Annotated in this window: 18 protein-coding genes; 9 read left to right on the forward strand and 9 right to left on the reverse strand. The window is 60.4% G+C overall.

Annotation, left to right across the window (positions count from 1 at the left end):
* Positions 1-24: 24 nt before the first annotated feature.
* The gene (locus QMK51_RS19085) at positions 25-1,053 is read right to left on the reverse strand and encodes a quinone-dependent dihydroorotate dehydrogenase (protein ID WP_320391244.1); all 1,029 of its coding nucleotides are present in this window, start codon (positions 1,051-1,053) and stop codon (positions 25-27) included.
* Between the two features lie 229 nt (positions 1,054-1,282).
* Here QMK51_RS19085 and QMK51_RS19090 point away from each other — a divergent pair, with 229 nt between their 5' ends.
* The 8 genes from QMK51_RS19090 (at position 1,283) to cobA (ending at position 13,020) form a co-directional block, all read left to right on the forward strand.
* Positions 1,283-2,494, forward strand: coding sequence for a CmpA/NrtA family ABC transporter substrate-binding protein (locus QMK51_RS19090; RefSeq protein WP_320391245.1), 1,212 nt, complete (start codon positions 1,283-1,285; stop codon positions 2,492-2,494).
* A gap of 15 nt (positions 2,495-2,509) precedes the next feature.
* The gene (locus QMK51_RS19095) at positions 2,510-3,085 is read left to right on the forward strand and encodes an ANTAR domain-containing response regulator (RefSeq protein ID WP_007940646.1); all 576 of its coding nucleotides are present in this window, start codon (positions 2,510-2,512) and stop codon (positions 3,083-3,085) included.
* A gap of 392 nt (positions 3,086-3,477) precedes the next feature.
* Positions 3,478-4,689 carry a nitrate/nitrite transporter gene (locus QMK51_RS19100; protein WP_320391246.1) on the forward strand — a complete coding sequence of 404 codons (1,212 nt, stop codon included), beginning with the start codon at positions 3,478-3,480 and terminating at the stop codon, positions 4,687-4,689.
* 7 nt (positions 4,690-4,696) lie between these two features.
* A complete protein-coding gene (locus QMK51_RS19105; protein ID WP_320391247.1) occupies positions 4,697-6,367 on the forward strand; it encodes a bifunctional protein-serine/threonine kinase/phosphatase in 1,671 nt (556 codons plus the stop codon).
* A gap of 403 nt (positions 6,368-6,770) precedes the next feature.
* Complete coding sequence (nirB, locus tag QMK51_RS19110) at positions 6,771-9,224, forward strand: nitrite reductase large subunit NirB (RefSeq protein ID WP_320391248.1); 2,454 nt, start codon at positions 6,771-6,773, stop codon at positions 9,222-9,224.
* The gene (nirD, locus tag QMK51_RS19115; RefSeq protein WP_320391249.1) at positions 9,221-9,538 is read left to right on the forward strand and encodes a nitrite reductase small subunit NirD; all 318 of its coding nucleotides are present in this window, start codon (positions 9,221-9,223) and stop codon (positions 9,536-9,538) included. The genes nirB and nirD overlap by 4 nt, the downstream gene beginning before the upstream one ends.
* A complete protein-coding gene (locus tag QMK51_RS19120; RefSeq protein WP_320391250.1) occupies positions 9,538-12,255 on the forward strand; it encodes a molybdopterin-dependent oxidoreductase in 2,718 nt (905 codons plus the stop codon). Before nirD ends, QMK51_RS19120 begins: the two co-directional genes overlap by 1 nt.
* A 9-nt stretch (positions 12,256-12,264) precedes the next feature.
* Positions 12,265-13,020, forward strand: a complete 756-nt coding sequence (gene cobA, locus QMK51_RS19125) for a uroporphyrinogen-III C-methyltransferase (protein ID WP_320391251.1) — start codon at positions 12,265-12,267, stop codon at positions 13,018-13,020.
* Positions 13,021-13,184: 164 nt separating this feature from the next.
* Here cobA and QMK51_RS19130 read toward each other — a convergent pair whose 3' ends face one another.
* The 8 genes from QMK51_RS19130 to ppsA form a co-directional block, all read right to left on the reverse strand.
* Positions 13,185-14,219 (reverse strand): OmpA family protein, encoded by a 1,035-nt coding sequence (locus QMK51_RS19130; protein ID WP_320391252.1) that lies wholly within the window; start codon positions 14,217-14,219, stop codon positions 13,185-13,187.
* 107 nt (positions 14,220-14,326) lie between these two features.
* The gene (sigX, locus tag QMK51_RS19135) at positions 14,327-14,917 is read right to left on the reverse strand and encodes an RNA polymerase sigma factor SigX (protein ID WP_017337463.1); all 591 of its coding nucleotides are present in this window, start codon (positions 14,915-14,917) and stop codon (positions 14,327-14,329) included.
* Between the two features lie 86 nt (positions 14,918-15,003).
* On the reverse strand, positions 15,004-15,828 hold the full coding sequence (locus tag QMK51_RS19140; protein ID WP_007940637.1) for a mechanosensitive ion channel family protein: 825 nt from the start codon (positions 15,826-15,828) through the stop codon (positions 15,004-15,006).
* Between the two features lie 2 nt (positions 15,829-15,830).
* Positions 15,831-16,079: a hypothetical protein gene (locus QMK51_RS19145; protein ID WP_007940635.1), complete on the reverse strand. Its 249-nt coding sequence runs from the start codon at positions 16,077-16,079 to the stop codon at positions 15,831-15,833.
* A gap of 63 nt (positions 16,080-16,142) precedes the next feature.
* Entirely contained in the window at positions 16,143-17,138 is a 996-nt protein-coding gene (locus QMK51_RS19150) for a zinc transporter ZntB (protein WP_320391253.1), read from the reverse strand.
* 38 nt (positions 17,139-17,176) lie between these two features.
* Positions 17,177-17,668 (reverse strand): ribonuclease E activity regulator RraA, encoded by a 492-nt coding sequence (gene rraA / locus QMK51_RS19155; protein WP_258696777.1) that lies wholly within the window; start codon positions 17,666-17,668, stop codon positions 17,177-17,179.
* Between the two features lie 192 nt (positions 17,669-17,860).
* Positions 17,861-18,850, reverse strand: a complete 990-nt coding sequence (locus QMK51_RS19160; protein ID WP_320391254.1) for an alpha/beta fold hydrolase — start codon at positions 18,848-18,850, stop codon at positions 17,861-17,863.
* A 96-nt stretch (positions 18,851-18,946) separates the two neighbouring features.
* Positions 18,947-21,322, reverse strand: coding sequence for a phosphoenolpyruvate synthase (ppsA, locus tag QMK51_RS19165; RefSeq protein ID WP_320391255.1), 2,376 nt, complete (start codon positions 21,320-21,322; stop codon positions 18,947-18,949).
* A 174-nt stretch (positions 21,323-21,496) separates the two neighbouring features.
* Here ppsA and QMK51_RS19170 point away from each other — a divergent pair, with 174 nt between their 5' ends.
* The gene (locus tag QMK51_RS19170; RefSeq protein WP_258696780.1) at positions 21,497-22,315 is read left to right on the forward strand and encodes a pyruvate, water dikinase regulatory protein; all 819 of its coding nucleotides are present in this window, start codon (positions 21,497-21,499) and stop codon (positions 22,313-22,315) included.
* Positions 22,316-22,322: the final 7 nt, after the last annotated feature.

The raw sequence follows: 22,322 nt of genomic DNA on the forward strand, positions 1-22,322 counted from the left end.
ACTCAATCTCGAGCTGCAAACACATTATCTGTGGGAGCGCAGGGCGGCGATGGCATCCACCGATTCACGAATCAGCGCCGGGCCTTTATAGATAAAGCCGGAGTAGATCTGCACCAGGCTCGCACCCGCAGCGATTTTTTCAGCCGCGTGATGGCCTTCGGTAATGCCGCCCACGGCGATGATCGGCAAGCGACCGGCCAGTTCCGCGGCCAGCACCTTCACGGTGTGGGTGCTCTTGTCGCGAACCGGCGCACCGGACAACCCGCCCGCCTCATCACCATGTTCCAAGCCTTCGACGCCGACGCGGCTCAGGGTGGTATTGGTGGCGATCACGGCGTCCATCCCGGTTTCGATCAATGCCTGGGCGACTTGAACGGTTTCTTCATCGGTCATGTCCGGCGCGATCTTGATCGCCAGCGGAACATGCTTGCCGTGGCACTGGGCAAGTTCCGCCCGGCGCGTGGCCAGGTCGGCGAGCAATTGCTTGAGCGAGTCGCCGAATTGCAGGCTGCGCAGGCCCGGGGTGTTCGGTGAGCTGACGTTGACCGTCACGTAGCTGGCGTGGGCGTAGACCTTGTCCAGGCAGATCAGGTAATCGTCGACCGCACGTTCAACCGGAGTATCGAAGTTCTTGCCGATGTTGATGCCCAACACGCCCTTGTACTTGGCCGCCGCCACGCGAGCGAGCAAGTGATCGACGCCGAGGTTGTTGAAACCCATGCGGTTGATGATCGCCTCGGCTTGCGGCAAGCGGAAAATCCGTGGTTTCGGGTTGCCCGGTTGCGGGCGCGGGGTAATGGTGCCGATTTCGACGAAACCGAAACCCAATTGGGCAAACCCGTCGATTGCCGCGCCGTTCTTGTCCAGACCGGCCGCCAGCCCCACCGGGTTCGGAAACTCCAGGCCCATGACCGTCACCGGCAGTTTCGCCGGTGCCTTGCACAGCAAGCCGTTGAGGCCCAAACGCCCGCCCGCGCCGATCAGGTCCAGGGACAGATCGTGGGAGGTTTCCGGGGAAAGTTTGAACAGCAGCTGACGGGCCAGGGTGTACATGGGCAGGCTTGACTCGGTTGGCGATGAGAGGCGGCGATTATAGCCGTGCATCGGCTCCACAGGCGAGGCACGCGACAAAATCAGCCAGCGATGGCATATGCCTTGCACCGTTACAGGCATCAGCACTCATGCCAACGACGGAATGAGTGGAAGGACAATGGCGTCGTCACCCGGCTTTGCTCACGCAAGGGCCTTGGGACGACGCTTTTTTTTGGAAGGTGCGAAATCGATGAACGAACCATCAGCTGGCCCACTGGCCTGGGTCAACGGCAGCGATGCCCCGGAAAAAACCGAAATCAACCTCGGCTTCATGGCCCTGAGCGACTGCGCCTCAGTGGTGGTCGCCGCCACCCAGGGCTTCGCCCAACCCTATGGCCTGACCCTGAACCTCAAGCGCCAGTCGTCGTGGGCCAACCTGCGGGACAAACTGGTCAGCGGCGAACTCGACGCCGCCCACAGCCTGTACGGCCTGATCTACGCCGTGCACCTGGGCATCGGCGGCGTAGCGTCCACCGACATGGCCGTGCTCATGGGCCTGAACCAGAACGGCCAGAGCATCAACCTCTCCCACGGCTTGCAGGCCCTGGGCGTGACCAGTCCTGAAGCACTGGATCGGCACGTGCACCAAAGTCGCCCAAAACTGACCTTCGCCCAGACATTTCCCACGGGCACCCACGCCATGTGGCTGTATTACTGGTTGGCGAGCCAGGGCATTCATCCGTTGCAGGATGTCGACAGCGTGGTGGTGCCGCCGCCGCAAATGGTCGCGCACCTGCAAGCCGGGCGCATTGACGGCTTCTGCGTCGGTGAGCCATGGGCCGCCAGCGCAGTGCAGCAGAACCTCGGGTTTACGATGGCCACCACCCAGACCCTCTGGCCCGATCACCCGGAAAAAGTCCTCGGCTGCACCCGCGCCTTCGTCGAACAATACCCCAACACCGCCCGGGCCTTGGTGATGGCGATCCTCGAAGCGAGCCGGTTCATCGAAGCCAGCCGCGAAAATCGCTGCAGCACCGCGCAACTGTTGAGCGCCCCTGAATACCTGGATGCCCCGTTCGACTGCATCGAACCACGCTTGCTCGGTGACTACGCAGACGGTTTGGGCAATCGCTGGCAAGACCCGCACGCGATGCGTTTCCATGGCGGTGGCGAGGTCAACCTGCCGTATTTGTCCGACGGCATGTGGTTCATGACCCAGTTCCGTCGCTGGGGGTTGCTGCGTGACGACCCGGATTACCTCGGCGTGGCCCGTCAGGTCCAGCAACTAGACTTATACCGTGAGGCCGCCACCGCTATCGGTGTGCCCGCCCGGAGTCAGGAAATGCGCAGCAGTCAACTGATCGACGGCAAAGTCTGGGACGGCTCGGACCCGGCCGGCTATGCCCGCAGCTTCACGCTGCACGCCATGAGCGACAGCGCTCCCCTTCTCGCCAGCCGCTGACAGGAGCCTGCGAATATGTTGCGTATCCTGCTGATCAACGACACCGCGAAGAAAGTCGGACGCCTGAAAGCGGCCCTGATCGAGGCCGGGTTCGAGGTCATCGATGAATCCGGCTTGACCATTGACCTGCCCGCGCGCGTCGAAACGGTGCGCCCGGACGTAATCCTGATCGATACCGAGTCACCGAGCCGCGACGTGATGGAGCAAGTGGTGCTGGTCACCCGCGACCAACCACGGCCGATCGTGATGTTTACCGACGAGCACGACCCCGGCGTGATGCGCCAGGCGATCAAGTCTGGCGTCAGTGCCTACATCGTCGAAGGCATTCACGCACAACGCTTGCAGCCGATTCTCGACGTGGCCATGGCGCGCTTTGAAAGCGACCAGGCCCTGCGGGCGCAACTGCACGCCCGCGACCAGCAACTGGCCGAGCGCAAGCGCATCGAGCTGGCCAAGGGGCTGCTGATGAAGATGAAGGACTGCAACGAAGAAGAGGCCTACACCCTGATGCGCCGCCAGGCCATGAGCCGCCAGCAGAAGCTGATACAGGTGGCGGAGCAGATCATTGCCATGAGTGAGTTGCTTGGCTGAAGCCTTACCTCTGTGGCGAGGGAGCTTGCTCCCGCTGGGCTGCGAAGCGGCCCCAAAACCAGCCAACCCGGTAAATCAAACACAACACGGGGGCAGGATTTACGACTGCTTCGCAGCCGAGCGGGAGCAAGCTCCCTCGCCACAACGACCTCTATAGCCACAACCACCGATTGTTGGCACAAATCTCGCTAAGTAAATCACTGCAAGGTAACCAACGGCGGTTGCCCCACCTACGACAAAGACGTCGCTCACCTCATTCGCCCCCTGGCGGATCGGGTAGCGGCGTTTTTCCGTTTTGGCCCCAGAGACCGGGGCTGGTGGTGCGGCCGTTGCGGCGCCCCACCTGCAAGCTCATGACTCCTTCTTGATACGCCTGACAGCTGAGGTGCGCGATGAATTCAAGCTTCTGGAAATCCGGCCATACCCCGACTCTGTTCGCGGCCTTCCTCTATTTCGATCTGAGTTTCATGGTCTGGTACCTGCTCGGCCCTTTGGCGGTGCAGATCGCCGCTGACCTGCACCTGACCACCCAACAGCGCGGGCTGGTAGTGGCCACGCCGATTCTGGCCGGGGCCGTATTGCGCTTTGCGATGGGCATGCTGGCTGATCGCCTGTCGCCAAAAACCGCCGGAATCATCGGCCAGGTGATCGTCATCTGCGCCCTGTTCGTCGCCTGGAAAGTCGGCATTCACAGCTACGAGCAGGCGCTGCTGCTGGGCCTGTTCCTCGGCATGGCCGGTGCGTCCTTCGCCGTCGCCCTGCCGTTGGCCTCGCAATGGTATCCTCCGCAGCACCAAGGCAAAGCCATGGGCATCGCCGGTGCCGGTAACTCGGGCACCGTGCTCGCCGCCCTGATCGCCCCGATGCTGGCCGCCGCGTTTGGCTGGAGCAACGTGTTCGGCTTCGCCCTGATCCCGCTGATCCTGACCCTGATCGTCTTCGCCTGGCTGGCCAAAAACGCCCCTGAACGGCCGAAAACCAAGTCCATGTCCGACTACTTCAAGGCCCTGGGTGACCGCGACAGCTGGTGGTTCATGTTTTTCTACAGCGTGACCTTCGGTGGCTTCATCGGTCTGGCCAGTGCCCTGCCCGGCTACTTCAACGACCAGTACGGCCTGAGCCCGGTGACCGCCGGCTACTACACTGCAGCTTGCGTGTTCGGTGGCAGCCTGATGCGTCCGCTGGGCGGCGCGCTGGCGGATCGCTTCGGCGGCATTCGTACCCTGCTGGCGATGTACACCGTGGCGGCGATCTGCATTGCGACAGTGGGTTTCAATCTGCCGAGTTCCTACGCCGCGTTGGCGCTTTTCGTCTGCACCATGCTCGGTTTGGGTGCAGGCAACGGTGCGGTATTCCAATTGGTTCCGCAGCGTTTTCGTCGTGAGATCGGTGTGATGACCGGTTTGATCGGCATGGCCGGGGGTATCGGTGGCTTCGCACTGGCAGCTGGCATGGGCGCGATCAAGCAAAGCACCGGCAGTTATCAACTGGCCTTGTGGTTGTTCGCCAGCCTCGGTGTACTCGCCTGGTTCGGTCTGCACGGGGTGAAACGTCGCTGGAGAACCACTTGGGGTTCGGCAGCCGTCACCGCGGCTCGAGTGTGAGGGCTGAATGAGCCTGCAACTGAGTTTTGCCGAAGCCAGCGCCACCGGGCCTCGCGAAGAGAACCAGGATGCTCTGCGCCTGGTCACTCCGGCCCCGGCGCTGGCGGCGAGCAAGGGTTACCTGTTCGCCATCGCCGATGGCGTCAGCCAATGCGCCGATGGCGGCCTCGCGGCCCGTTCGACCTTGCAGGCGCTGGCACTGGACTACTACGCCACCCCGGAAACCTGGGGTGTCGCCCAGGCACTCGATCGCCTGCTACTGGCGCAAAACCGCTGGTTGCAGGCCAATGGCGGCGGGCAACCGCTGCTGACCACGGTCAGTGCCTTGGTGATGCGCGGCAGACGCTTCACCCTGGCGCATGTCGGCGATTGCCGGGTTTACCGCTGGCACGCCGACACGCTGCAACGGGTGAGCGAGGATCACGTCTGGGACCAGCCGGGCATGCAGCATGTGCTCAAGCGGGCCCTGGGGCTGGATCAACACCTGGTGCTGGATTTTCTGGACGGCGAACTGCGCCTGAACGAGAGTTTCGTGCTGCTCAGCGACGGCATCTGGGCCGTGCTGGGCGACACCGCCATTGCGGCGATTCTGCGCGATCAACCTGACCTGGACAGTGCCGCGCAGACACTGGTCAGCGCGGCGCACCTGGCCGGCAGTCAGGACAACGCCAGCGCCCTGCTCGTGCGGGTCGATGCCTTGGGTGAAACCAGCATTGGCGACGCGCTGATTCACTTGCAGCAATGGCCACTCCCGCCTGCGCTGAAACCGGGCCAGACCTTCGAAGGCTGGCAGGTCGAAGGGATCCTCGGCCAGAGCCAGCAATCGCTGCTCTACCGGGTGCGCGACGCACAACAACAGCGTTGGCTGCTGAAAACCTTGCCCGGCACTCTACGTGACGATCACCGGGCCGGGCAGGCATTGTTGTCGGAGGAATGGTTTCTCAAGCGTGTGGCCGGGCGGCATTTCCCTGAAGTCCATGCCGCCAGTCAGCGTCAGCATTTGTACTACGTGATGCGCGAACATTCCGGGTCGACCCTGGCTGAGCTGCATGAGCGTGTCGCAACGCTGCCACTGGCTCAATGGCAGGACCTGGCCGAACGCCTGCTGCGGGCGGTCGGCATGCTGCATCGACGGCAGATTCTGCATCGCGATATCAAACCGGAGAATCTGCTGCTGGGGGACGACGGCGAGCTGCGCCTGCTGGACTTCGGCCTCGCCTACTGCCCCGGACTGTCCGAGGATCAAGCCTTCGCCCTGCCCGGAACGCCCAGCTATATCGCGCCGGAAGCCTTTCGCGGAGACACGCCGACACCGCAACAGGATCTGTATGCGGTCGGCGTGACCTTGTATTACCTGCTCACCGGGCATTATCCCTACGGCGAAATCGAAGCGTTCCAGCGTCCACGCTTTGGTGTGCCGGTCAGCGCCAGTCGCTACCGGCCCGACCTGCCGGAATGGATCGCACAAAGCCTGGAGCGCGCGGTGGCGGCGGCTCCGGATCAGCGCTTTGAAACGGCGGAAGAATGGTTGCTGGTGCTGGAACAAGGGGAACGACGCAGCTTGAGCGTGCGCCCCAGACCGTTACTGGAGCGCGAGCCATTGAAGGTCTGGCGGACGTTGGCGCTGGTGTCGTTGCTGGTGAATCTGGTGCTGTTGTTTTTGCTGTTTCATGGTTGAGTTTTTCACTGCCCCCAAAAGATCAAAAGATCGCAGCCTTCGGCAGCGCCTACAGGTGCCCACGATCTCCCGTAGGAGCTGCCGCAGGCTGCGATCTTTTGACTTTTCTGCTTCAAAACCGTGCATGGCGCATTGAACCGGTGCATGCAAACACCCTCCTCCCGCGCTGAGAGCCCATAAATTCGACATTTGTGCGACTTGGCACAACCACTGCATTACCTTTCCCAACATACATAAAGCCCGGCCTTCAACGTAGAAGGCTGCGCTGCCCGAGAGAACGGGACAAGGACAAAGGCGTCCTCGCTAGTTAGCTAGCGGGACGCCTTTTTTTGTTTGCGCAAAATTTTGTCGAGCAAGGCCTGAATGCCCTGATGAGGCCAGCCCGAGCTCCCCGGAGAACCTGATGAAAAAACTAAAACTGGTGATGATCGGCAACGGCATGGCCGGGGTTCGCACCCTGGAAGAACTGCTCAAACTGAGTAATGAGCTGTACGACATCACGGTCTTCGGCGCCGAACCCCATACCAACTACAACCGCATCCTGCTGTCGCCCGTATTGGCCGGCGAACAGACATTCGAAGAGATCGTGCTCAACGATCTGGACTGGTACCTGGACAACAACATCAAGCTGCTGCTCAACCGCAAAGTGGTGGAGATCGACCGGGTCAAACGCCGGGTCATCGCCGAAGACGGCACCGAGGCCGAATACGACCGCCTGCTGATCGCTACCGGCTCGACCCCGTTCATCCTGCCGATCCCCGGCAATACCTTGCAGGGCGTAATCGGCTACCGCGACATTGCCGACACCCAGGCGATGATCGACACCGCCAAGACCCACAAGCACGCCGTGGTCATCGGCGGCGGCCTGCTGGGCCTTGAAGCCGCCAACGGCCTGATGCTGCGCGGCATGCACGTCACCGTGGTGCACATCGGCGAATGGCTGCTGGAGCGGCAACTGGACAAAACCAGCGGCCAACTCCTGCAAACCGCCCTGGAAGCCCGCGGCCTGCATTTTCGCCTGCGCGAACAGACCCAGGCCCTGCACGATGCCGGCAATGGCCGGGTCGGCTCGGTGCAGTTCAAGAACGGCGACATCATCCCCGCCGACCTGGTGGTGATGGCCGCCGGTATTCGCCCCAATACCGAACTCGCGGAAAAATCCGGCATCCCGTGCAGTCGCGGGATTCTGGTCAACGACACGATGCAAACCTACGACCCTCGGGTTTATGCCATCGGCGAATGCGCCAGCCACCGTGGAATCGCCTACGGCCTGGTCGCGCCACTGTTCGAACAGGCCAAGGTGTGCGCCAACCACCTCGCCCAACTGGGCTTCGCCACCTACAAGGGCTCGGTGACGTCGACCAAATTGAAAGTCACCGGCATCGACCTGTTTTCCGCCGGCGACTTCATGGGCGGCGAAGGCACCGAAACCATCACCCTCTCCGACCCGATCGGTGGGGTCTACAAAAAACTGGTGATCAAGGATGACGTGCTGGTCGGGGCCTGTCTGTACGGCGATACGGCAGATGGCGGTTGGTATTTCCGGCAGATCCGTGAGAACCATGGCATCGGCGAGATCCGCGATCACCTGATATTCGGTGAAAACGCCCTCGGCGACGTAGGACACCAAGGCCAGGACAAGGCCATGAGTATGGCCGACACCGCCGAAGTCTGCGGCTGCAACGGCGTGTGCAAAGGCACCATCGTCAAGGCCATCCAGGAACACGGCCTGTTCAGCGTCGACGACGTGAAGAAACACACCAAGGCCGCCAGTTCTTGTGGCTCATGCGCCGGCCTCGTCGAGCAGATCCTGATCAACACCGTGGGCGGCGCGGCGGACGTCAAACCGAAAAGCGAAAAAGCCATCTGCGGTTGCAGCGACCTCAACCACGGGCAAATCCGCCAGGCCATCCGCGACCAGCACCTGCTGACCCTCTTCGGCACCATGACTTATTTAAACTGGCGCACCCCGAACGGTTGCGCCACGTGCCGGCCGGCGCTCAACTACTACCTGATTTCCACCTGGCCGGGCGAGGCCAAGGACGATCCACAATCGCGCCTGATCAACGAACGCGCACACGCCAACATTCAGAAAGACGGCACTTACTCTGTAGTCCCGCGGATGTGGGGCGGTGTGACCAATCCTTCAGAGCTGCGGCGCATTGCCGATGTGGCCGACAAGTACAACGTGCCGATGGTCAAGGTCACCGGCGGCCAGCGCATCGACTTGCTGGGGATTAAAAAGCAGGACTTGCCAGGGGTCTGGAAGGATCTGGACATGCCGTCCGGCCACGCCTACGGCAAATCCATCCGCACCGTTAAAACCTGCGTCGGCAGCGAGTTCTGCCGCTTCGGCACCCAGAACTCCACGCAACTGGGCATCGAGCTTGAGCACGACCTGTTCAACATGTGGTCGCCGCACAAAGTGAAACTGGCCGTCTCCGGTTGCCCACGCAACTGCTCGGAAGCGGGAATCAAGGACGTCGGAATTATCGGCGTGGACTCCGGCTGGGAGATGTACATCGGTGGTAATGGCGGGATCAAAACCGAAGTCGCGGAGTTCTTCGTCAAGCTGAAAACCGCCGAAGAAGTGCGCGAATACAACGGCGCGTTCCTGCAGTTGTATCGCGAAGAAGCCTTCTACCTCGAGCGCACCGTGCATTACCTGCAACGGGTCGGCATGGAACACATCAAGAAAGCCGTGCTGGAAGACCCGGTACGGCGCAAGGCACTCAACGAACGCCTGCAATTCTTCCTGTCGTTTGAACAGGACCCGTGGAAAGAACGCCTCGAACAGCCGCTGCTGAAAAAAGAATTCGAGGTCATTCCCGCGAAGAACCTGGAGGTGTCGGTATGAACTGGCTGGATATCTGCGCACTGGAAGAGATCAACACCCTTGGCTCGCGAATCATCGTGGGCCCGAAAGGCGACATCGCGATTTTTCGTACGAGCGATGATGAGGTTTTCGCCCTCGACGACCGCTGCCCGCACAAGGGCGGGCCGCTGTCCCAGGGTTTGATCTACGGCAAACGGGTGGCCTGCCCGCTGCACAACTGGCAGATCGACCTGGAAACCGGCGAGGCCCAGGCTCCGGATATCGGCTGCGCCCACCATCACTCGGCACGGGTCGAGAATGGCCGGGTGCTGCTGGCCCTGCGGGAAGCAAGCTGATGGACCGTCAAATCACCGCCTCCACCTGCTGCTATTGCGGAGTCGGCTGCGGCGTGCTGATCGAGCACGACGGCGAGCGCATCCTCGGCGTCAGCGGCGATCCGGCGCACCCGGCCAACTTCGGCAAGTTGTGCAGTAAAGGTTCGACTCTGCACCTGACCGGCGACCTGACGGCACGGGCGTTATACCCGGAACTGCGCTTGGGCAAAGGCCTGGCCCGCAGCCGTACCGACTGGGACACGGCTCTCGATCACGCCGCCAGCGTATTCGCCCAAACAATTGCCGAGCACGGCCCGGACAGCGTCGCGTTCTACATCTCCGGGCAATTGCTGACCGAGGATTACTACGCCTTCAACAAACTGGCGCGGGCGCTGGTGGGCACCAACAACATCGACAGCAATTCACGGCTGTGCATGTCTTCGGCGGTGGTCGGCTACAAGCGCAGCCTCGGTGCCGATGCGCCGCCCTGCAACTACGAAGACCTGGAATTGAGCGACTGTGTGATGATCGTCGGCAGCAACATGGCCTACGCCCACCCGATCCTGTTTCGTCGCCTGGAAGAAGCAAAATCCCGCCGGCCGCAGATGAAAGTCATCGTCATCGACCCACGGCGCACCGACACTTGCGATCTGGCTGACCTGCACCTGGCGATTCTACCCGGTACCGATGTCGCCTTGTTCCATGGGATTTTGCACTTGCTGCTGTGGGAAGACTGGATTGACCGCGACTTCATCAAGGCTCACACCGAAGGCCTGGCCGAGCTGAAAAGCCTGGTGCGCGATTACACCCCGGCAATGGTTTCGCAGCTCTGTGGCATCAGCGTCGAGCAATTGCAGCAATGCGCGGAATGGGTTGGCACGTCACCGAGTTTTCTGTCGCTGTGGTGCATGGGGCTGAATCAGTCCACCGCCGGCAGCGCGAAGAATAGCGCGCTGATCAACCTGCACCTGGCTACCGGGCAAATTGGCCGGCCCGGTGCAGGACCTTTCTCACTGACGGGTCAGCCGAATGCCATGGGTGGCCGGGAAACTGGCAGTTTGTCGAACCTGCTGCCAGGCCATCGCGAAGCGGCCAATGCCGAACACCGCGCAGAAGTAGCTGCCTACTGGGGTGTCGATCAACTGCCCGAGCACGCCGGGCTCACGGCCATCGAACTGTTCGAGCAGATGCGCAGCGGCAAGATCAAAGCCCTGTGGATCGCCTGCACCAACCCTGCCCAGTCAATGCCGGACCAGACCGCTGTGCGCGAGGCACTGCAAGCCTGCCCGTTCGTGGTGTTGCAGGAAGCCTTCCACACCACCGAAACCGCCGCGTTCGCCGACCTGCTGCTGCCCGCCGCCAGTTGGGGCGAAAAGGACGGCACGGTCACCAACTCCGAGCGGCGCATTTCCCACGTCCGTCGGGCCATCGGCGCACCCGGTGAAGCGCGTTCCGACTGGGCGATCACCGTGGACTTCGCACAGCGTCTGGAAAAACATCTGCGCCCTGGAGCCACCAGCCTGTTTGCCTTTGAAACCCCGGCGCAAGTCTTCGACGAATACAAACACCTGACTCGCGGCCGCGACCTCGATCTGTCCGGGATCAGCCATGAGTTGATCGACCGGCTCGGTCCGCAGCAGTGGCCCTTCCCCGCCGGTGCCCGCGAAGGCACGGCGCGGCTGTACCTCGACGGGGTTTTCCCGACCGCCAGCGGGCGTGCACAGTTCGTGACCGACCCGTATCGCGCCGCCAAGGAGCAGCGCGATGCGCGGTTCCCACTGACCCTGATCACAGGACGCCTGCGCGATCAATGGCACGGCATGAGCCGCACCGGCACCGCCGCGCGGTTATTCGGCCATGTCAGCGAAGCTGTGTTGAGCCTGCACCCGGATGAGCTGCGCCGGCATCGCCTGCAACCTGGCGATCTGATCAATCTGAAGAGTCGCCGGGGCTCGGTCATCGTGCCGGTCAGCAGCGACGACAGCGTACGTCCGGGCCAGGCCTTTCTGCCGATGCATTGGGGTGATCGCTTTCTCAAGGGCGGTGTGAATACCCTCACTCTTCCCGCCTTCGATCCGTTGTCGAAACAACCGGAACTCAAACACAGCGGTGTGCGCCTCGAGCCAGTGCAATTGCCTTGGCAGCTTTTCGCCCTGATAGAGGGTGATGTTCAACAGCATTTAGAGACGCTACGACCGCTCTGCGAGGCGTTTTCCTACGCCAGCCTCAGCCTAGCCGGTCGTGAACGTCCTGCGCTGCTGATACGCGCCGCCAGCGCCACCGCACCCGATCCGCAACTGCTACGTGATATCGATCAATGCCTGGGCCTCAACGAGGGCCCGGTATTGGCCTACGACGATCCCCGGCGTTCGATCGGCAAACGGGTGCGCATCGAGAACGGTCGGATCACCGCGATTCGCCTGGCCGGTGAAACCCTCGCCCAGCACTGGCTGCAAAGCCTGTGGCTCGAAGGTCGCGCCGACGAACAACTGCGCCGTTGGCTGCTGGCGCCCTTGAGCGCGCCACCGGGCAACGCTGGCGGTCCGACATCCGGCACCAAAACCCTGTGCAACTGCATGAACGTCAGCCAGAGCGCAGTCTGTGCCGGCATTGGCCGTGGCCTGGACTTGCAGGGTTTAAAACAAGAATTGGGCTGCGGCACGCAATGCGGTTCCTGCGTTCCGGAAATCAAGCGTTTGCTGGCCGCCACCGTGCAGCCAGTCGCCATCATCTCGTGAGGAAACACTATGAGCGCAAAAGTCTGGCTGGTGGGTGCGGGTCCCGGCGACCCTGAATTGCTGACCCTCAAGGCGGTTCGAGCGTTGCGCGAAGCGGACGTTGTGCTGATCGACGATCTGGTCAATGACGCGGTACTGGAGCATTGCCCGAGCGCGCGAATTATTCCTGTGGGTAAGCGCGGCGGCTGTCGCTCCACGCCTCAGGCATTCATTCATCGCCTGATGTTGCGCTATACCCGCCACGGCAAATGCGTGGTGCGCCTCAAGGGCGGCGATCCGTGCATCTTCGGGCGTGGCGGTGAAGAAGCGCAGTGGCTACGCGAGCGCGGTGTCGAGGTTGAGCTGGTCAATGGCATCACGGCGGGTCTTGCCGGCGCGACCCAATGCGATATTCCCCTGACGCTGAGGGGCGTCGCGCGCGGCGTGACACTGGTCACGGCGCACACTCAGGATGACAGCACCCTGAATTGGCAGGCCCTGGCTCAAGGGGGCACCACGCTGGTGATCTACATGGGCGTGGCGAAGCTCAGTGAAATTCGCGAGCAACTGCTGGCCGGTGGTATGGCAGCCGATACACCCGTGGCGATGATCGAAAATGCTTCCCTGCCGCACCAACGGGAATGTCGGAGCGACCTGACAGCCATGGAGGACGATGCCCATAGCTTCCAGTTGAAAAGCCCGGCGATCCTGGTAATCGGCGCTGTGGCGGCCTGTGATGAGATCAAAAGATCGCAGCCTGCATTGGTTCGGTTCTCATCCCTGTAGAAGCTAAAAGATCGCAGCCTTCGGCAGCTCCCATATTTGCAATGCGATCCCTGGAGCTGCGAAGGCTGCGATCTTTACGAAACACCGAAAACCCTCGCTGAAACCCAAATCGCAGACAAAGAAAAGCCCGGCCTGAGCCGGGCTTTTCCAGAGCTGCGAGCTAATTACTTAGCGTTAGCTTCAACCTTCGCTTCTACGCGACGGTTTACAGCACGGCCAGCTTCAGTGGCGTTGTCAGCTACTGGGCGGGATTCGCCGTAGCCAACAGACTGAACGCGGGACGATTGAACACCGTACTGGTTGGTCAGAACTTGCTTAACGGCGTTTGCACGGCGCTCGGACAGTTTCTGGTTGTAAGCGTCAGGACCGACGGAGTCAGTGTGACCTTCAACAACAGTAGTGGTGGATGGGTACTGCTTCATGAAGTCAGCCAGGTTCTTGATGTCGCCGTAGCTGTTAGGCTTGACTACCGACTTGTTGAAGTCGAATTTCACGTCCAGCTCAACACGAACAACTTCAGCAACTGCTGGGCAGCCATCAGCGTCAACAGTTACGTTGGCCGGGGTGTCCGGGCACTTGTCAACGTTGTCGCAAACGCCATCGTTGTCGCTGTCGGAGCAAACTTCAGCTGGTGCTGGAACTGGAGCAGCAGCAGGCTTGGAGCCGCCACCGAAGTTCACACCGATACCGACGCTTGGAGCCCACTCGGTGTCGCCCTGGTCGATGTTGTACTGAGCTTCAACGCCGGCACGGGCGTAGAAGTTCTCGGTGAAGTACAACTTGGCACCGCCGCCAACGTTGGCGAAAGTGGAACGGTTACGACCGCCACCGCCGTTCTGGCCAATGCTCTGGTCCGAGAAACCTGCGGAAACGTAAGGACGGATCATGTCGCCCGGGTTGTTGAAGTGGTACAAAGCATCCAGAGCGGTGTCCGCGCCCTTGATGTTACGACCGTCGTCGGAGCGCACGTTGTGCACTTCGTCGTAGGCCAGACGCACTTCAACGTCGTCAGTAATGAAGTAGCCGACGGAAGCGCCGAACAGGTTGCCGTTGTTCTTGAAGTCACGATCGCTGTCGTACTGTTCTTTCTTAGCGAAGCCTTCGATTTCAACTGCGCCTTGGCCTTGTGCCAGAGCGCCGAACGAAGTGGCGGCAATGAGAGTACCAATGGCCAAGCCCAAGGTGTTTTTCAGTTTCATCCGTTAAATCCCCATCTGGTGATTGTGAAGCAGTCCCGCAAACCGGGGGACAACTCGGCGGCAAGTCTATCAGAACTTGCCTACACGCAAGAGAAATTTGCGCCGAACTAAGTTTCAGCAATGCCTGCAAATTTCTCACGCAATTTGTCGAGAGCGCGCTTGTACCGCATTTTTGTCGCACTCAAACCCATGTGCATTATGTCTGCGATCTCCTGAAACTCCAGCTCTGCGACAAATCGTAGCACCAGAATTTCACGGTCAATCGGGTTCACATACACCAGCCAGCGATCAAGTCCGCCCTTCTCCTCGGGTTTCGGCGCCTTTTCTTCAGACGCTTCCTCGAGGGGGTCCAGACTCAAAGCGTCCATCAAGCGACGCTTTCGCCGTTCTTTCCGATACTGCGTGATGCACTCGTTGTACGTGATGCTGTAGAGCCACGTCTTGAACTTCGATTTGCCCTCGAAGTTCTTCAGGCCGTACAGCACCTTCAACATCACTTCCTGACAGACATCGTCTGCATCACGATCGTTCCCCAGATATCGTGCACAAACGTTAAATAATGTTCGCTGGTAACGCCGCATCAGTTCTTCATAGGCGCGCGTTACGTGAAACAGCTCGGTGTGCGAGCGCGCGACCAACTCCTCATCAGAGAGCTCGCGGGGGTCGTAGCGCGTGGAGAGCGATTGAGCTTTATTCAAAACAAGTCGGGCCGACAGTCAGGTCAATGTCCGCCGCAGCCCCTCAGGGCATTTTGCGGCGGCATACATTAGCAGGATTTGCCGGGTTAGCGGCTACTCACATGCTGCTCCAGGAGAATCCGATTCGAGAGAGAGACTAGCTCACCCTCGTCGGTCAGCACGGTGGTTTTCACCGTCCCGATCTCTTCGATCTGACCTTCGACCTCGCCAACTCGTACTTGTTGCCCAACCTGATACAACTCACGCACATAGATTCCCGCAAGAATCTGACCGGCAATTTCCCGGCTTCCCAACCCCATGGCCAGCGCAACCGCCAGACCAACGGTAATCAAGACGATCACGATCACGTGGTTAAGCAGGTCTGTCTTGACCTCCAACTGGCTGATCGCAACCGAAATACTGATGATGATCACCAGGCCCTGGGCAATCCGCCCCAGGCCCGCGGCGTAATCCAGCCCCACGCCTTCTGCCGCGCCACGCACCAGCCCATTGGCCAGTTGCGCCAGCAAGACACCTACCAGCAGCACCAGCGCCGCGCCGAATACTTTCGGCACATACAGCGCCAACATGTCCAGCGTAGCCGAAACTCGCTCAAGGCCGAGGGATTCTGCGGCAGAAACCAGAAAAATCAGCAGAACAAACCAATACACGATTTTTCCGATCAGGGTCGAGATAGGTACCTGGAGGCCGGCGCGAGACAGCAACTTGGTCAGCCCGGTACCGCCCATCAGGCGATCGAGGCCCAGTTTGGCGAGCAATTTGGAGAGCAGCGTGTCCAGCAGCTTGGCCACGACAAAACCCAGCAGCAGCACAACCAGTGCGCCGAACAGGTTCGGAATGAAGTTCGCAACTTTGGTCCACAACGCAGTCATTGCAGTGACGAGGCTCTGAGTCCAGAGGTCAAGTTCCATATTCAATCAGCCTTATCAGCAGTGCGAGCGGTAGGTTTGCGCAGACGAGAAACCGGCGCGACATGGGCCGATCCGTTATTCAGGGCGATCATCAGCGCGGGCAGCCAACGGCCCAGCAGGCTGAACAGATCGCCGGCACCGACCTGGCGGTTGGCGGTTTTCAGCACGCGACCCAGGCACGCATCGTCGTCACGGCTGGACGGCGACGCTTTGAGCATGTCACGCAAAGACTGTTCAAACGGATCGTGCATACGCACCTCTCGTGATATCTGTGAAAGACGCGGTCAAATTTGGTCGGGTCACATGACTCATCGTCAGAACCAGCGCAAACGTCGGAATAGCCACCACTGCGCCAGCGCTACCGAGCCTGCCAGCAAGCAGGCGATCAGGAAGCCATAAGGGTTGGTGGAGAACGGAATGCCGCCTACGTTGATACCCAAAAGACCGGTCAGAAAACTCATCGGCAAAAAGATCCCGGTGATGATCCCGAAGCGGTACATCGTGCGGTTCATACGCACGGTCAGACGCCGGTCTTCGGCCTCCAGCACCAGCCCCACGCGCTCCCGGGTCAATTCCAGCTCCTCGAGATAACGGGTCAGGCTGTTGTTCAATTCGTTCCAGTAATCGCCATCGTCTTCGGCGAACCACGGCAGTTTTATCCGCGTCAGCTGACCGAAAATATCCCGCTGCGGCGCCAGAAAACGCTTCAGCGCAGCCGCCCTGCGACGGATCTGCAAAACGGCCCCATGCTCGGGTGTATACCGTTCGTCGGCATCCAGCTTTTCTTCTTCCTCATCGACGATTTCCGAGAGGCAACCGACCAGATCCTGCACCTTGTGGGTGAGGTATTGCGCCATATAAAGGATGAGTTCGGAGGCGGTTTTCGGCCCTTTGCCTTCGGTTAGCTGCACCAACAACTCATCGGTGGCGCGCAGCGGCCGCAGACGCAAGGAAATCACACGCCGCGCCGAACCAAAGATCCGCACCGAGACCATGTCTTCCGGCTCCGCGCCCGGGTTCAGGTTGATCCCGCGCAGAAACAGCAGCAGTTCGGAGTCCGGCAGCGGCAAGAGACGCGGCCGGGTGTTCTCTTCCAGCAACAAGTCGCAACTGAATTCACTCAAACCGCTGGATTTACGCAGCCAGGTCTGGGTTTGCGGGTGGCTGCGATCCCAGTGCAGCCACAGGCTTTCATGGGCCTGCAGCTGCAAGTCATCGAGTTCAGTCCGGGCTATCGAACGCGCACCGCCTTTACCATCCAGCACCAGGGCATGCACCAGCCCCCACTGCGCGTTTTCTTCCTCGAACATCCTCACCCCTATTCTTGAAACAAAAAGCTGGCAGTGCTTTATTCAGGCATCGCAAGCGGGCTTGGCGAGATGATCACGCCATTGTTGTCCGCATAAACGTAGTGGCCCGGGTGAAAGGTCACGCCTGCGAAGGTCACGGCAACGTTGAGTTCACCAACACCGCGCCTGTCGGTTTTCATCGGATGACTGGCCAGGGCCTGAACCCCCAGATCGGTTTGCGCAATGACGTCGACGTCGCGGATGCAACCGTAGATCACCAGCCCTTCCCACCCGTTCTTCGCGGCTTTCTCGGCCAGCATGTCGCCCAGCAGCGCGCGGCGCAGGGAACCGCCACCGTCGACCACCAGCACCTTACCGTTGCCCTTGAGCTCGACTTGCTCCTTGACCAGCGAGTTATCTTCGAAACATTTGACGGTCACGATTTCGCCGCCGAAAGAATCACGGCCGCCAAAATTGCTGAACATCGGTTCCAGCACCTGCACCAGCTCCGGGTAGGCATCGCACAGGTCAGGCGTGAGGTAATGGTTCATCGAGAAACTCCTGTAAAAAGGAAGACAATCGAGTATGCAGCATACTCGGGCCGAGGCTGGACGACTGTAAATCGCTCCGCTTGCACGAACATAGCGGCCGAATCGGTCACCAAAAGTGACCAGAACCGCTAAATTCGTCACATCTTAGCCGCAAGCCGATCAGAGCGAAATGCCCTTTTTAGAGCATCAAGCTCAAATCGCTGTGGCCAAATCCGGCGTACCACCCAGCAAAGGCGTCTGTTGATCCGCCAGCCAACGCGCCACCAACGGCCAGACTTCAGTCTGCGCAGCCTTGCTGACCAGCATTTCCACATGACCGAAATTATCGCCAAAGCCTTGCTCGCGGCCAAGGGTGATGAATTGCTTGTGCTCGGAGCCGACCTGATCGAACAGCTTGTGGCAGGCCCACGTCGGGTCCTGATGATCGCCCGCGGCGCTCACGGCCAGCACCGGCAACTGAACCTCGGCCAAACCCGCCCACCAGTCTTTGTCGGCATCGCCAAAACGGCCGAACAGGCCGTACCAGCGCATGCTTTCCAGGGCCAGGCCTATCGGCTCGTCCTCCGGGCCGCGCTTGAGCCGTGAACCCGACAGCTGGGCAAACCGCTTGAGAATGAAGCGTCCGCTCCACTCCACCGGAGGAAACTTCAACGGCCAGTAGGTGCGGCTGACCTGCGTGCCGAAAAACGCCGCAGAAGCCACGGCAGGCTCGCCCAGGTACTGACCGCCCAATGCCGCGGCCAGGGTAATGCCGCCCAGCGAATGGCCGATCCAGTGCGGGACCTGGCCGCTTTGCTCGCGCACGAACGCGCCAATGGCCGGCAAATCGTAACGCGCATAGTCGGCGACGCGGTTCTGACGATAGCCCTGATTGCGCTGAGACAAGCCGTGACCGCGCATTTCCGGAATCCACACATCAAATCCCAGGCGCGTCAGATAAGCGCCCAGGCCCAGACCTTTGGGAGAGAACCAGAACCGTCGATTGGAAAAGCTGCCGTGCAACAGAATCACCGGCACGCCACGCACCGCTGGCTCGTCGGCCAGGCCCAGGCGCGTCACAGCCAGTTCGACGGTGCCGTCGGGGCTGTTGCCGGGTTTCAAACGATAGACGTCTTCGCTCAGATCGCCGCGCCGCTCGGCGCTGATCAGGGCGACAGGAAATAGGTTGCTGCTGCTTTGCATAATGCTCTTGCACAAAAAAGGGCGGCATCCAGATGGAGCCCGCCCTACTTGAATCCTAAAGAGGCCAGTCACCGACAGGCCTCTTCACTCAACACATCAGGCCGAAGCCTGACCTTCAGCCAGGAAGAACCAGGTTTCCAGTACGGAATCGGGGTTCAACGAAACGCTTTCGATGCCCTGCTCCATCAGCCACTTGGCCAGGTCCGGGTGGTCCGAAGGGCCCTGACCGCAAATGCCGATGTATTTGCCCGCCTTGTTGCAAGCCTGAATTGCGTTGGCCAGCAGCTTCTTGACCGCAGGATTACGCTCGTCGAACAGGTGCGCGATGATCCCGGAGTCACGGTCCAGGCCCAGGGTGAGCTGGGTCAGGTCGTTGGAGCCGATGGAGAAGCCGTCGAAGAACTCGAGGAACTCTTCAGCCAGGATCGCGTTGGACGGCAGTTCGCACATCATGATCACGCGCAGACCGTTGTCGCCACGGGCCAGACCGTTTTCGGCCAGCAGATCGACCACCTGGCTCGCTTCGCCCAGAGTACGAACGAACGGCACCATGATTTCAACGTTGGTCAGGCCCATCTCGTTACGCACGCGCTTGAGCGCGCGGCATTCGAGCTCGAAGCAGTCACGGAACGATTCGCTGATGTAACGCGAAGCGCCTCGGAAGCCCAGCATCGGGTTCTCTTCTTCCGGCTCGTAGAGTTTGCCGCCGATCAGGTTCGCGTATTCGTTGGACTTGAAGTCCGACAGACGCACGATGACCTTTTTCGGCCAGAACGCTGCCGCCAGGGTGCTGATGCCCTCGACCAGTTTCTCGACGTAGAAGCCGACCGGGTCGTTGTAACCGGCAATGCGCTTGTCGACGCTGTCCTTGATTTCCTGCGGCAGGCCGTCGTAGTTCAACAGCGCTTTGGGGTGCACACCGATCATGCGGTTGATGATGAATTCCAGACGGGCCAGGCCCACACCGGCGTTCGGCAGCTGCGCGAAGTCGAAGGCGCGGTCCGGGTTGCCGACGTTCATCATGATCTTGAACGGCAGATCCGGCATGGCATCCACGGAGTTTTTCTTGATGTCGAAACCAAGCTCGCCTTCGAAGATGTAACCGGTGTCGCCTTCAGCGCAGGAAACGGTCACGCCCTGGCCGTCTTTCAACAGCTGGGTGGCGTTGCCGCAACCGACCACTGCCGGGATGCCCAGCTCGCGAGCGATGATCGCCGCGTGGCAGGTACGGCCGCCACGGTTGGTGACGATGGCGCTGGCGCGCTTCATGACCGGTTCCCAGTCCGGGTCGGTCATATCGGAAACCAGAACGTCGCCCGGCTGGACTTTGTCCATCTCGGACACGTCCTTGATGATCCGCACCTTGCCGGCGCCGATACGCTGGCCGATGGCGCGACCTTCCACCAGCACGGTGCCGGTCTCTTTCAACAGGTAACGTTCCATGACGTTGGCCTGGGTGCGGCTCTTCACGGTTTCAGGGCGAGCTTGAACGATGTACAGCTTGCCGTCGTCACCGTCTTTGGCCCATTCGATGTCCATCGGGCACTTGTAGTGCTTCTCGATGATCATCGCTTGTTTGGCCAGCTCGCTGACTTCGGCGTCGCTCAGGCAGAAACGCGCACGATCGGCTTTGTCCACGTCGATGGTCTTGACCGATTTACCGGCCGTGGCCACTTCGCCGTAAATCATCTTGATGGCTTTGCTGCCCAGGTTGCGACGCAGAATGGCCGGACGACCGGCTTCCAGCGTGCCTTTGTGAACATAGAATTCATCCGGGTTCACCGCGCCTTGTACGACGGTTTCACCCAGGCCGTAGGCGCCGGTGATGAACACCACGTCACGGAAGCCCGATTCGGTATCGAGGGTGAACATCACGCCGGCGGTGCCGGTTTCGGAGCGGACCATGCGCTGCACGCCGGCCGACAGGGCTACCAGCTTGTGATCGAAGCCCTGGTGGACACGGTAGGAAATCGCACGGTCGTTGAACAGGGAAGCGAACACTTCCTTGGCGGCGCGAATGACGTTTTCGACACCACGGATGTTCAGGAAGGTTTCCTGCTGACCGGCGAAGGAAGCGTCCGGCAGGTCTTCGGCGGTAGCGGAAGAGCGCACGGCCACGGCCATGTCAGGGTTGCCGGTCGACAGCGTGGCGAACGCAGTGCGGATCTCGGCGTTGAGCTTCTCGGGGAACTCGGCTTCCATGATCCATTGACGGATCTGGGCGCCGGTCTTGGCAAGGGCGTTTACATCATCGACGTCCAGGGCGTCGAGGGCAGCGTGGATCTGATCGTTCAGGCCGCTCAGTTCCAGAAAATCACGATAAGCCTGAGCTGTCGTGGCGAAGCCACCGGGCACCGATACACCGGCACCTGCAAGGTTACTGATCATCTCGCCCAGGGATGCGTTCTTGCCCCCCACATGCTCTACATCATGGACGCCGAGCTTATCGAGGGAAACTACGTACTCTACCAAGGTGATCTCTCCACTAACTGTGTTGGAAAAGCTCAGAAGCCGGCGACTCGGGGGAGCATTTGCCGGCTGTATGGCCTGGACCTGGAAAATAAGTGAGAATGCGGGCCATTGGCGGCCGACAAATCGCGCCTACTATATCCAAGAATCGTCACTAGCTTAAGGCCCAAGGTGCAAATGAAACGATCTGCTTTCTTTATCTCCGATGGCACGGGCATTACCGCCGAAACCCTCGGCCAAAGCCTGCTGGCGCAGTTCGAAAACATTACCTTCAGCAAAATCACGCGGCCCTACATCGACAACGCGGATAAAGCGCGGGCCATGGTACAACAAATCAACAAAGCCGCCGAAAACGATGGTTTTCGTCCGATTATTTTCGACACCATTGTCAATCAGGACATTCGTGAGATCCTCGCGACCTCGAATGGTTTCATGATCGACATTTTCTCGACCTTCCTGGCGCCCCTTGAACAGGAACTGACCGAGCATTCTTCCTACACCGTCGGCAAATCCCACTCCATCGGTGGCAACTCCAATTACATGGAGCGGATCGAGGCGGTGAACTTCGCCCTCGACAATGACGATGGCGCCCGCACCCACTATTACGACAAAGCTGACCTGATACTAGTAGGCGTGTCGCGATGCGGCAAAACACCGACGTGTTTGTACATGGCCATGCAATTCGGTATCCGCGCGGCCAATTACCCGCTGACCGAAGACGACATGGAGCGCCTGCAACTGCCGACCGCCCTGCGCGCCCATCAGCACAAGCTGTTCGGCCTGACCATCGACCCGGACCGCCTCACCGCCATCCGCAACGAACGCAAGCCCAACAGCCGCTACTCGAGCTACGCCCAGTGCGAATTCGAAGTGCGCGAGGTGGAGAATCTGTTTCGACGCGAGAACATTCCCCACATCAATTCCACGCATTTCTCGGTGGAAGAGATCTCGGCGAAGATTCTGGTGGAGAAAGGTGTGGAGCGGCGGTTCAAGTAAATTTCCG

This window comes from Pseudomonas sp. P9_31 (genome assembly GCF_034008235.1).
GTDB lineage: Bacteria > Pseudomonadota > Gammaproteobacteria > Pseudomonadales > Pseudomonadaceae > Aquipseudomonas.